The organism is Paraburkholderia caffeinilytica (genome assembly GCF_046030355.1).
Lineage (GTDB): Bacteria > Pseudomonadota > Gammaproteobacteria > Burkholderiales > Burkholderiaceae > Paraburkholderia > Paraburkholderia caffeinilytica_B.
The window spans coordinates 1-12,404 of the sequence record NZ_JAQQCQ010000023.1 but is presented as its reverse complement, the minus strand read 5'-3'; the positions used below and the strand labels follow the sequence as shown (position 1 = coordinate 12,404).

General features: G+C 63.8%; 10 protein-coding genes. 7 read left to right on the top strand and 3 right to left on the bottom strand.

The features are described from left to right. Positions 1 to 61: 61 nt before the first annotated feature. On the top strand, positions 62 to 385 hold the full coding sequence (locus PQQ95_RS28230; RefSeq protein WP_408443466.1) for an AzlD domain-containing protein: 324 nt from the start codon (positions 62 to 64) through the stop codon (positions 383 to 385). A gap of 341 nt (positions 386 to 726) precedes the next feature. Continuing rightward, a complete protein-coding gene (locus tag PQQ95_RS28225) occupies positions 727 to 1,494 on the top strand; it encodes a DUF4088 family protein (protein ID WP_408443463.1) in 768 nt (255 codons plus the stop codon). Between the two features lie 96 nt (positions 1,495 to 1,590). Here PQQ95_RS28225 and PQQ95_RS28220 read toward each other — a convergent pair whose 3' ends face one another. Then, positions 1,591 to 3,807, bottom strand: a complete 2,217-nt coding sequence (locus tag PQQ95_RS28220; RefSeq protein ID WP_408443460.1) for an ATP-dependent helicase — start codon at positions 3,805 to 3,807, stop codon at positions 1,591 to 1,593. 233 nt (positions 3,808 to 4,040) lie between these two features. After that, positions 4,041 to 4,490 carry a hypothetical protein gene (locus PQQ95_RS28215; RefSeq protein ID WP_408443458.1) on the bottom strand — a complete coding sequence of 150 codons (450 nt, stop codon included), beginning with the start codon at positions 4,488 to 4,490 and terminating at the stop codon, positions 4,041 to 4,043. Between the two features lie 301 nt (positions 4,491 to 4,791). Here PQQ95_RS28215 and PQQ95_RS28210 point away from each other — a divergent pair, with 301 nt between their 5' ends. The 5 genes from PQQ95_RS28210 to fumC all read left to right on the top strand — a co-directional run bounded on the left by PQQ95_RS28210 (position 4,792) and on the right by fumC (position 11,521). Continuing rightward, entirely contained in the window at positions 4,792 to 5,010 is a 219-nt protein-coding gene (locus PQQ95_RS28210) for an RNA-binding S4 domain-containing protein (protein WP_011489423.1), read from the top strand. 334 nt (positions 5,011 to 5,344) lie between these two features. After that, the gene (locus tag PQQ95_RS28205) at positions 5,345 to 6,757 is read left to right on the top strand and encodes an MATE family efflux transporter (protein WP_408443456.1); all 1,413 of its coding nucleotides are present in this window, start codon (positions 5,345 to 5,347) and stop codon (positions 6,755 to 6,757) included. 327 nt (positions 6,758 to 7,084) lie between these two features. Continuing rightward, entirely contained in the window at positions 7,085 to 8,044 is a 960-nt protein-coding gene (gene panS, locus PQQ95_RS28200) for a ketopantoate/pantoate/pantothenate transporter PanS (protein WP_408443454.1), read from the top strand. Positions 8,045 to 8,490: 446 nt separating this feature from the next. Next, complete coding sequence (locus tag PQQ95_RS28195; protein ID WP_408443692.1) at positions 8,491 to 10,104, top strand: phospholipase D family protein; 1,614 nt, start codon at positions 8,491 to 8,493, stop codon at positions 10,102 to 10,104. A 16-nt stretch (positions 10,105 to 10,120) separates the two neighbouring features. Next, a complete protein-coding gene (fumC, locus tag PQQ95_RS28190; protein WP_408443451.1) occupies positions 10,121 to 11,521 on the top strand; it encodes a class II fumarate hydratase in 1,401 nt (466 codons plus the stop codon). A gap of 159 nt (positions 11,522 to 11,680) precedes the next feature. On the opposite strand, the gene PQQ95_RS28185 is transcribed toward fumC, so the two are convergent. Next, positions 11,681 to 12,187 (bottom strand): acyl-CoA thioesterase, encoded by a 507-nt coding sequence (locus PQQ95_RS28185; RefSeq protein WP_028199238.1) that lies wholly within the window; start codon positions 12,185 to 12,187, stop codon positions 11,681 to 11,683. Between the last annotated feature and the right edge of the window lie 217 nt (positions 12,188 to 12,404).

The following is a 12,404-nucleotide window of genomic DNA, read 5'->3' as shown; positions in this document are numbered from 1 at the left end:
CGCAAGGCCCTCTGCGGGAAGCCCCGCGGATCGCCTCAAAGGAAACCGCGGAGGCATCGCGATGAACTATGTCGTTCTGATCCTCGGCATGGCTGCCATTACGTGGGTAATCCGCGCCGCCGTCTTCGTGCTCGGCGACAGGCTGGTGTTTCCGCCGCTCGTGCGCACCGCGCTCGGCTTCGTGCCGGTTACCGTGCTGACCGCGATCATCGTGCCGATGGCGGTCTCGCCGCACGGCACCAGTGCCGAATTGACCTGGCGCAATCCGCAACTGGTCGGTGCGCTGGCCGCCATCGTAGTCAGCGCCGTGACGCGGCGACCGCTCCTGACCATCGCGGTCGGCCTGACGGTCTTTTTTGTCTGGCAAGCCGTCGTGCTTAAATAGGCGCGTTTCAAGGCGCGGTTCGAGATCGACATCGCGCGAAAACGGCGCCCACGTTGCCCTGGACGCCAAATGCGGCGGCCTTGGCACCGGGCGGCGCCCGCCGCGCGCCGCCCTCGCAGGCGACGCATCCCTCTAAAGCCGCCGCCAACACGCCACGCACCCTTAAGTTTTCCCGGAGTCCGCCGATAAGAAGTCGAGGTCCGCTCGTCGGGATACGTCCCGTTGGTTACGCGGCAACAGGCAGGAATCAACCGCGCTGGCATCGGCGTCGCGTCTTACGGGGTTCGTGCGCGAACCGCCGACGTGACGATGCAGCGCGGCAGGACCAAACGGGATAACACATGGGTCAAATCACCCTCACGCTCAAAGACGAGACCATTGCGACGCTGCGCAAGGACTTCGACGCTTTTCTGCGGGTTTCGCTGAAGCTCGATCCGCAGTTCGCGACGCCGTCGTTTGAAGACTTTTTGCGCGCCAAGCTGCTCGACAACATGGTGCCGCTCACCGAACACGCGGTTCAGCGGATGTTGCAGGGCGGCCAGTACGCATGGGCGAAACGCACGCTGGATAAGGAATTCCCGGACGTCGTCGCGATTCTGATGAGACAGGCGGGGGAATTCGGCTTCGGCTTTGCGGCGCGCTCGGAATGGACGCCGGAAGAGCTCGCCAAGCAGTGCCGCGACTGGGCTGCGGCCATCGTCAAGGAAGCGGAAGGCGACGCGGCATTGATCGATCCGCTCGCGGCGCAGATCAAAAGCGCCGCGCAGGACATCCAGGCGCTCGAGGAAGTCATGCAGACACCGGCCTGGCGCCTGGTGGAATCGCTGCGTCAGCGCGTCTACGAGGCCAAAGTGGCGTGCGAAACGAACGTCGGCAGTACGGCGCGCGAAAAACTCGGCGAACTGCGCGGACTGCTGCGTCTGGGCATTTCGCACGGCTCGTTCCAGAAGCAGGAAGCACAGCAGATCATGGAATACCTGCGCCTGCTGAAGCCGGAAATCTTCGTTGAAGAACCGTATGACGTGTTCTCGCGCCTCGCCGCCTGGCTGCGCAATTTCTTTGTGCCGCCGCGCCCGGTGCCGCAACAGCAGCAACGGCAGTCACGCTAAAACCGGCCGGCAGCGACCATTTGCAACCGAGGGCGGCCTCAGCGGCCGCCCTCGGCGTCAGAGGAGAGACCAAAGGATGCGGCCTCGCCTCACGCTCTAATCCCACATTTTCCTGAGCTTCGCCCCAATCTCGATCTTCGCCTGGGCCGCGGCGGCCAATCCCGCCGCTGTCGGCGCGCTCGGCACCGGCACGCGCGGCCACGCATAGGCGTCGAACAAGGGCATCAGGTGCGCCGGAATGAACCGCGTGCGCGACGCCCACACGTGACGGTCGCCCATATGGGTCTGGTTGTGCACGTAAAAGCGCTGCGGCACGACGATATGCAGGTCTTCCTTCGCGCGCGTCATTGCCACGTATAACAGGCGCCGCTCCTCGTCGATTTCCTCTTCGCTGCCGGTGCCGAGATCGGACGGAATGCAGCCGTCGACGCCATTCAGCACGAACACGTTGCGCCACTCCTGCCCTTTCGCCGAATGAATCGTGGACAGAATCAGGTAGTCCTCGTCGATCAGCGGCACGCCCGATTCGCCGCTGGTGGCATCGGGCGGATCGAGCGTCAGCTCCGTCAGGAAGCGTTCGCGCGACGCATAGGTGCCCGCGATGCTTTCCATCTGCAGCACGTCTGCGTGACGGATCGACGCGTCCTCATGGTTGCGCTCGAGATGCGGTTCGTACCAGCGCCGCACCATTTCGAACTCGGCCGGCCACGGCGTCTGCCGCCCATACACGCTCGACATCAGCTTGACGAACGGATGCCAGTCCTCCTGCGCGCGAGCGGGCGGCACAAAGGCGGCCAGCGCGCCGCCGGCGCTATCGGTGAGACCGGCCGGATTGCCGGCGGTGGCCCGGGCCACGACTTCGTCCAGCACCTTCGCGGCGGTGGCGGGACCAATGCCCGGCAACAACTGCACGACGCGAAAACCCGCGACACGGTCGCGCGGATTCTCCGCCCAGCGCAGCACGGCGAGCACATCCTTGACGTGTACCGAGTCGAAAAACTTCAGTCCGCCGAACTTGACGAACGGAATGTTGCGCCGCGTCAGCTCGATCTCGAGCGCGGCGCTGTGATGCGCGGCGCGAAACAGCACCGCCTGCGATTTGAGCGTCATGCCCTGTTCGCGCGCTTCGAGCACCTGTTCGACGACATAGCGCGCCTGATCCGCCTCGCCGGCAACCGTCACCAGGCGCGGGCGCTGCGCCGATGCCTTATCGGTCCACAGGTTCTTCGTGTAGCGCTCGCTGGCAAGCTCGATCACCGCATTCGACGCCGCCAGAATCGGCCCGGTCGAGCGGTAGTTGCGCTCGAGCGTGATCTGCCTCGCGGGCGGATTGAAGTGCGCCGGAAAATCGAGAATATTGCGCACGGTCGCGCCGCGAAACGAATAGATCGACTGGGCGTCGTCGCCGACCACGGTGAGGCCGCGGCCATCCGGTTTCAGCGCGAGCAGGATCGACGCCTGCAGGCGGTTGGTGTCCTGATACTCGTCGACCAGCACGTGATCGAAGCGCGCCGACAGATCGGCCGCGATCGCCGGCTCCGCAGCCATATGCGACCAGTAGAGCAACAGGTCGTCGTAGTCGAGCACGTTCTGCTTCTGCTTGGCTTCCACATACGCGGCGAACAGCATGCGCAGATCGGCTTCCCACTCGCGGCACCAGGGAAACGTGCTGTTGAGCACGTCGGCGAGGGATGCACCGGTGTTCACCACGCGCGAGTAGATCGCAAAGCAGGCGCCCTTGGCCGGAAAGCGCCGCTCTTTCGCCGACAAACCGAGCTCGTGGCGCACGAGATTCATCAGGTCGGCGGAATCCTCGCGGTCGTTGATCGTGAAGGCGGGCGCGAGACCGATCAGATCCGCGTATTCGCGCAATAGCCGCGCGCCGACGCTATGGAAAGTCCCGGACCAGGTCAGCCCTTGCGCCAGCGCAGCCCGTGTGCCGAGCGCCGCACCGACAATGCGCGTGACGCGGCGGGTCATTTCGAGCGCCGCGCGGCGCGAGAAGGTCAGCAGCAGGATACGGCGCGGATCGGCACCCTTGACCACCAGATTGGCGACCCGGTGCGCCAGCGTGTTGGTCTTGCCGGACCCCGCCCCCGCAATCACCAGCAGCGCACCTGGCGGCGCGTTGGGACTGTCGGCGCCATATTCGACGGCTTCGCGTTGCGCGTCATTGAGCTTGGCCAGCCAGGCGGTGCTGTCGGCACCCGGGTCGGTACCCGTATCGGGCGGTGGCGGAGATTCAGCGACGGAGAGCACAGTGGATTCGGGCCTGAGAGGGAATTGACGCGGCGACGCATACTGTATATCCATACAAGTATCGGAGACAAGCGACCCTTTTTTCCGCGCGACGCCAAAAAATGGCCCGGACGCTTACGCGCTACGGGCCATTTTCTTTGCTAAGGCACAGTGAGACGTCCATTACATCCCACAGCAAGATTGACTGAACCGACCGTCGGCGCATTACTTTGCGGGGGTGGCCGGCTTGCCACGGACGAGACGGCGATGAGGAATACCACCGCCCTCCCCGTGCGCCAATCCCAGACTTAATGCTTCACATCAGCGCCGTTGTCCTGATCAGCCGCCTGACCTTGCATGTTCATCTTCATTTCGTTGTTGGCAGCCTGTTTATCGGCCTTCTGGTTGATCTTGGCGTCGCGCACCTGCTCCTTGTACTGCGACTTCGCGGCCTTTTTCTGCTCGGCCAACTCCGCCTTGGACGCCTTCTTCGACGCCTTGTATTCGGCATTAGCCTGGGCGTTGGCGTCGCGCTTCTGAACCAGCGGATCGGTCGAGCCCGATGCCGTCAGACGCGTCGGCGCCGGCGTCACCGGCTGCACACCTTGCGCGGCCGGTGACGCGGGGGCGACATCGGCGCCTTGGGTCTGGACCTGCCCGTTCAAACCAGCGGCCGGTTGCGCGGTCTGCGCGACAGCAGCGGTAGCGGCAAAAACAGTCAGGGCAGTACCGATCAGGAGCGTACGAATCTGAGTCATGGCTAAATCCTCTCTAAAGTTGTTGTGACGCGGGCGCCATATCCGGCGTGGCACGCAGATAAGTGCTGCACCTCGCCCGGTCTATTCATCGCTGGGAAAATCCAGCAAGCTTTCCTACAGACCCGCACTTTACGAGTGAAGTTCGCAATATACGACCCGTGTTACGGAACGTTTCATTTTCTGACAACTACATAACATCTGCTTTCGATCACCCGGCACCGACCTGCAAGCACAGGACTTTTCATTCAGGAGCAAGCTTCTGGCTTATCATGCGAACCCTTTGCTTCAACGCGCAAACGCCATGCCCAACCTCGATTTCACCCTCACCGGCGACTACGTCGAACTGCACAATCTCCTGAAGATAACGGGGCTTGCGGACAGCGGCGGGTCGGCAAAAATGATGGTCGCGGACGGGGCGGTGACCGTCGACGGCCGGGTCGAAACGCGTAAAACCTGCAAAATTCGCGCGGGCCAGGTCGTCCTGCTGGGCGATACGCGAATCGCGGTGCACGAGGCCTGACGCGGCCTTGCCGGCTACGGGACACGTTCTGAACCGGACACACCGAGCCGAATACCGACCGTCGCGGACTCGAAGTCGACGGCTCGCGCCAGACGGTCCGTGATCCGACACAACGAGTCCGAAAACTCGGAAGACCGCACGCACCAAAATCGTGCCTCTTCCATCGACATCCCGCCGCCCAAGCAATAAGCTGTCAGTCTCGACAGACAAACAATCGGCTGACAGCCGCCCTACGCTCCGGTGAGCTTCCGCATTTCGCCCCTCGCCGGCAGCCCGCAAGTCGGCCGGCTCGCGCCCGCCACCAGGCTGTCGCCCCTTCGCTTCCAAGCGCTCCATGACTCAATCCGGCTTCACCCGGGTGGCCGCCCGGCCGCCGACCTTGACCCACCACGCCGCAGACACCGCCCGGCTCGCCGCGCCGCTCGCCATCGCGCAACTTTCGCAAATGGCAATGGGCGTCACCGACACGATCCTGCTGGGCTCGCTCGGCCCTGACGCGCTCGCCGCGGGTGGCCTCGGCGCCAATCTGTTCTTCGTCGTGGTCACGCTCCTGCAGGGCGTGCTCACCTCCGTCAGCGTGAGCGTCTCGCATGCGCGCGGTGCGCAGGACGAAGGCCGCGTGCCGCATATCTACTGGACCGGCCTGGTGTTGTCGGTGCTGCTGTCCGTGCCTGCATTTTTCCTGCTCTCGTTCGCCACACCGATCCTGCTGGCTTTCGGCGAACCCGCGCTGCTCGCGCACAACGTCGGCGAATATGCGGCCGTGCTGCGCTGGGGCTCGCTCGGCAGTCTGATCGGCGTCGGCCTGATGCGCTCGTTCCTGCCGGCCATCGGCGCGGCCAAGCGGCTCCTGTGGGTGTCGCTCGTCAGCGTGTTCGTCAACGGCTTTCTCAATTACGGGCTGATTCATGGCGTCTACGGACTGCCCCGCCTCGGCTTTCTCGGTTCGGCTGCGGCCACCTCGATCACCGTCTGGCTGAGTGCGCTCGTCCTGATGGCCTTGTTGCATCTGCGGCCACGCTATAAACACTTCGTCGTCGCAACGCGGCCGAACGTGCCGTTGATGGGCGAACTGTTCGGCATCGGCTGGCCGGTCGCGATTACCTACGGCGTCGAATCGACGCTGTTCCTCGCCACCGGCCTGATGGTCGGCCTACTCGGCGAATCGCAATTGGCCGCGCATCAGATCGCGTTGAACGTCGCCTCGGTGGCCTTCATGGTGCCGCTCGCGATCGGCCAGGCGGCCAATGTGCGGGTCGGCTACTGGTCCGGCGCCGGCCAGCCGCTTGCCGCGCGCCACGCGGGTTTCGTCGCGCTCGCGCTCGGCGTCGGCTTCATGACGCTGTCGGGTATCGTGCTGATCGCCGCGCCGCACTGGATCGTCGGCTTGTACCTGCATCTCGACGACCCCGCCAATGCCGCCACGGTCACCCTGGCGAGTTCGCTGCTCGGCGTGGCCGCGATCTTCCAGATCGTCGACGGCATGCAGACGGTCGGCTCGGGTTGCCTGCGCGGTCTGAAGGACACGCGGGTGCCGATGATCGCCGCGACGTTCGGGTACTGGGTTATCGGCTTTCCGACCGGTTACCTGCTGGCATTTCACTTCGGGCTGGGCGCCCGCGGGTTGTGGTGGGGGCTCGCCGCCGGCCTCGCGAGCGTCGCGCTGCTAATGACGCTGCGCTTTCACAAACTGAGCTTGCGGCGCGTGCCTGCCACACCCGGCGTACCGCCTGCTCCATCGGCATGAGCCAAGCAAAACCAGATGCGGCTTTCGCGTGCCCCAATACGCGAACCGGACTCAACGCCGCGAGGCCATCTGGTTGCACGCGCAACCAACGTTCCCCGGTAAACGCCCCGTGAACGGTAAAATGCGCGCTTTGGCAAAAATCGCGCGCACCCGCGTGAGCCCATTCGCGCACCTCACAAAGGCCCGCGCCGCCCAACGGCCCGACACCCGCCGCCAGAGCCTGCCGCTCCTCACAAGGAGCGTCTCCCGGCATGCACCGCCCATCGCGGCACGCCGCTCGACCGACCTTCAATTCTCGCCATAAAACATAATCAAGGACCACTCGTCATGCTTGCCCGCGTCACCCGTTTATTTCCGCTCTGGGCCGTGCTCGTTTCGATTGCCGCGTACTTCTCGCCCGCTTCGTTCGCCGGCATTGCGCCGCACGTCACCACGCTCCTGACGATCATCATGCTGGCAATGGGCGTCACGCTGTCAGTGGCCGATTTCCGGCGCGTCTTCACGCGGCCCGCGCCGGTGATCGCCGGCATCGTGCTGCATTACCTCGTCATGCCGCTCGCCGCATGGGCCATCGCCAAGGTGCTGCGCATGCCGCCGGATCTGACCGCCGGCATGGTGCTGGTGGGCAGCGTGGCAAGCGGCACGGCATCGAACGTGATGATCTATCTGGCGCGCGGCGACGTGGCGCTGTCGGTGACGATCAGCGCGTTGTCGACGCTGGTCGGCGTATTCGCGACGCCGCTGCTCACGCGTCTTTATGTGGATGCCTCGATTGCCGTCGACGTGCACGGCATGCTGATGAGCATCCTGCAGATCGTCGCGCTGCCGATCGTGGTCGGCCTCGTCGTCAACCAGCTGTTCAACAAGGCGGTGCGCAAGGTCGAACCGATCTTGCCGCTGATCTCGATGGTCGCGATCCTGCTGATCATCAGCGCGGTAGTGGGCGGCACACAGAAGAGCATCGCGTCGGTGGGCCTCGTGGTCATGCTGGGTGTGGTGCTGCACAACGGCATCGGTTTGCTCGGTGGCTACTGGGGGGGCCGTCTGCTGGGCTTCGACGAAGCCGTCTGCCGTACGCTCGCTATCGAAGTGGGCATGCAGAACTCGGGACTCGCGGCAACGCTTGGCAAGCTGTATTTCACGCCGATCGCGGCGTTGCCGGGCGCGTTGTTTTCGGTGTGGCATAACCTGTCCGGCTCGCTGCTCGCGGGTTATTGGGCGGGACGTCCCGCGAAAGGATCGACGCATCCGGATAGCGAGCGAGCGTTGAACGTCGAACGCGGGTAACCGTCATCGCGGCGGCTATCAGGCGTCGCGGGTCGCAGCGCTTTTGCTTTCACAGTGCTTTTGCCTTGACTGACCGCCTCTGTCTGTACGCCCATGGCGTGCAGACAGGAAGCGGCGCTCAGGCAACCGGACCACACGAAAGCCTCTCGCCATGATCAGACGGACGAACGAAAGCTCACACACGTGATTCCCCTTAGAATGCATTTCCAGGCAGCGTGAGCACGCGACACGCGCTGCCGCCGTGAGAAGCGCGCAAACAAGGGAGAGACAGCGTGTCGTGGCATCGAAATCGGAATCAGATCGCACAGAACCGCAGGTGCGCGTTCAGCACGACCCGCAGGACGTCCGCCGCCACGCCGGAGGACATCCCCCGCATCGAAGGAAGTCCCCTTGAGAGATTGAGGGATGGGTGGGCGTCCCGCAGGAAGTCCCATACCCCGAAGAAAATCCCTTCGTGGAATTGGGAAACACCGAGACATTTCTTCCTGCTCTTCTGCACAGCGGCATTTCTGACCGCCTGCGCAACCAAACCGCCCGCCACCGCATTCGACCGTCCGGTCACTCACGCACTGCCCGCCACTGAAACAACGCCGCTTCAAACGGCCCTCGCGCCACTCGAAGCCGCGCATCCGAACGAGTCCGGTTTCCGGGTACTGTCGAGCGGCACCGACGCCTTGCAGATGCGCATCGCGCTCGCGCGCGCGGCGACGAAAACCCTCGATATGCAGTACTACATCGCCAACGAGGACACCACCGGCAAGCTGCTGCTCGGCGCCGCGCTCTATGCGGCCGACCACGGCGTGAGAGTGCGCATGCTGGTCGACGACCTGAACTTCAAGGACATCGACCAGGTGATGGCGGGTCTGAATTCGCACGACAACATCGAGATTCGCGTTTTCAATCCATTCGGCAGCGCGCAGGAAGGCGTATTCGAACGCACCACGAACGTATTCACGCAGATCGGCCATTTCACGCGCCGCATGCACAACAAGTCGATGATCACCGACAACCAGCTGGCCATCGTCGGCGGCCGCAACCTCGGCGACGAATATTTCAGCGCCAGCGAAACGCTGCAGTTCCGCGACCTCGACGTGCTCGCCGCCGGTCCGGTCACCGCCGACGTCTCCGCCAGTTTCGACGACTACTGGAACAGCAGCATCGCCTATCCGCTGCGCGTACTGAACAAACAGAAGTTCGACGCGAAAGAGCTCGACCAGACACGCGACGATTTACGCGAGCACTGGCGCATCAATGCCGATCCGTACAACGCTAAACCGCTGAACGCGACACCGCTCGCGGCGCAAATTACCCACGATCAACTCGGCTTGACGTGGGCGCCGGCCGAATTCAAGGCGGACGTGCCGGAAAAAATCGAACATCCTTCACCGGACTACGTCAGCCCGCCGATGCAACGACTGGCCGAGCTGATGCGCGACGCACAGAAGGATTTTCTGATCATTTCGCCCTACTTCGTACCGCACGAGAGCGGGGTCAAGGCGGCCGGCGAACTGACGCATCGCGGCGTGCGCATCGCCGTGCTGACCAACTCGCTCGCCGCGACCGACGCCGTGGCGGTGCAGGCCGGCTATAGCCCCTTCCGCGTGCCGCTGCTGCAACAGGGCGTGGAGTTGTATGAATTCAAACCGCAGCAGAGAGTGCCGCGCGCGGGCCTCACCGGATCTCGCTCACGCGCCAGCCTGCACGCAAAAACCTATGTCATCGACCACAGGATTCTGGTGATCGGCTCGATGAATCTCGATCCGCGCTCGGCCAATCTGAACACCGAGCAGACGCTGGTCATCCATAGCCCGGCGCTCGCCGAACAGGTTGCGCAGATCTTCGAACGCGCCATCGCGCCTGAGGCCAGCTATCGCGTCACGCTCGCCGACCCGGCGCAACTCGCCTATCTGCGCTCGATCGGCGCGCCCCTCTCGCCGCTCGTCTGGACCGACGTCGAAGACGGCACGCGCCGCACCTATATCTTCGACCCACAAGCGGGTTTTTACCGGAACGCGCTAACGGGTCTATTCTCCCTATTACCTGTCAACGCAGAACTTTGAGAAGCGGAGTTGAACCATGACTGAAGACGTACGAATGGAGCGCGACACGTTCGGTGAAATCGCCGTACCGAACGCTCGTCTATGGGGCGCGCAGACCCAGCGCTCGTTGCAGAATTTCCGCATTTCGTCCGAGAAACAATCGCCGGAACTGATCACGGCGCTCGCCGTCATCAAGCGCGCCGCCGCCGAGGTCAACCAGGGTCTGGGCGTGCTCGACGAGAACAAGGCAAAGGCGATCATGCAAGCGGCCGACGAGATCATCGACGGCAAGCACCCGGAGGAATTTCCGCTCGCGGTCTGGCAAACCGGCTCCGGCACGCAGACCAACATGAACCTCAACGAGGTGATCGCAAATCGCGCGAGCGAACTGCTCGGCGGCGAGCGCGGCGAAGCGCGCAAAGTGCATCCGAACGACGACGTGAATCGCGGCCAGTCGTCGAACGACGTGTTTCCGACGGCCATGCACGTGGCCGCCGCCTATGCGATCGTCAAGCATCTGCTGCCCGCGCTGAAGACGCTGCGCGAGACGCTCGACGGCAAGGCAAAAGCCTTCGTGGACGTCGTCAAGATCGGCCGCACGCATCTGCAGGACGCCACGCCGCTGACGCTCGGCCAGGAGTTTTCCGGCTACGTCGCGCAACTCGATCATGGCATCCGTCACGTGGAATCGGCGCTGCCGCATCTGTACGAACTCGCGCAGGGCGGCACGGCGGTCGGCACCGGTCTGAACGCGCATCCGCAGTTCGCCGGCAAGGTGGCGGCGGCAATCGGCAAACTGACCGGCTTGCCGTTCGTCTCGGCGCCGAACAAATTCGAGGTGATGGCCGCAGCCGATGCGCTGGTGTTCGCGCATGGCGCGTTGAAGACGGTGGCGGCGAGCCTGAACAAGATCGCCAACGACATCCGCTGGCTCGCGAGCGGCCCGCGCTGCGGCCTCGGCGAACTGTCGATTCCGGAGAACGAACCGGGCAGTTCGATCATGCCGGGCAAGGTCAATCCGACCCAGTCCGAAGCCTTGACGATGCTGTGCGCGCAAGTGTTCGGCAACGACGTCGCCGTGAATATCGGCGGTGCAAGCGGCAACTTCGAGTTGAACGTGTTCCGGCCGATGATCGCGCACAACGTGCTGCAATCGGTCCGTTTGCTCGCCGACGGCGCGCACAGTTTCAACGATAACTGTGCGGTCGGCATCGAGCCGAATCGCGAGCGCATCGATACGCTGCTCAATGAATCGCTGATGCTGGTGACGGCGCTCAATCCGCACATCGGTTACGACAAGGCCGCGCAGATCGCGAAGAAGGCGCACAAGGAAGGCACGACGCTGAAGGCATCAGCGCTCGCACTCGGCTATGTCACCGAGCAGCAGTTCGACGAGTGGGTGCAGCCGAAGGATATGGTCGGGCATTCGGCGGGGTGATCGCCGCTGGGACCGGCCGGAGGTTGGTCGATCCGGCAGATTGGCTGACGTGATTGCAAATAGCAGGACGCGCGGGCCGAACGATCGCGCGCCCGGCGCATGCCTCTGATAAGCGGCGGCACGTCCCGCGAGGCGTGCCGATGCCGCCCGTGGCGCCGTTTAAACCTTCCCCTGCGCCACTTCTTCCGGCTTCAGTTCGACGATCGCGTCGAGCGCTTCCTTCACGTCCATTGCGTACTTGGCGAGGCGCTTCTGTTCGTCCGTTTCCGGCACGAACGCCGGCACCGGCACCGGGTGGCCGTTCTCGTTGACGGCGACCATCACCACCAGGCAGTCCGTGGTTTGCAGCAGCTCGCCGCCCTTCGGATCGCCCGCCTGCACCGACACGTGGATGTGCATGCTGGTACGGCCCGTCGCCACGACCCGCGCGCGCAATTCCACCAGATTGCCGACCAGGATCGGCCGGCGGAAGCGGATGTTGCCCACGCTAACCGTCACGCAATAACGCCCCGACCACACCGCTGAGCACGCATACGCGGTCTCGTCGATCCACTTCATCAATGCGCCGCCATGCACTTTGCCGCCGAAGTTGACCGAGCTAGGCTCGGCGAGAAAGCGGAAAGTGGTTTCGGAACGGTCCAGGGGCGCTAGGGCTGGGGTGCTCATCTTGACTCCGGTCAATCGGACGCATTGAAAGGAGGCGATTATACGAGCGCAATATTGACTCCGTCGCGGGTCGGGCGGGCTTATCTTGCCGAATTTCGGTTTGAGCGGCCGAGAGGCTTTCGTTACGCTTTCATCTGGTGATCTTCTCGGTCGGTGCTGGTGCTTGTGCTTGTGCTTGTGCTTGTGCTTGTGCTTGTGCTTGTGCTTGTGCTTGTGC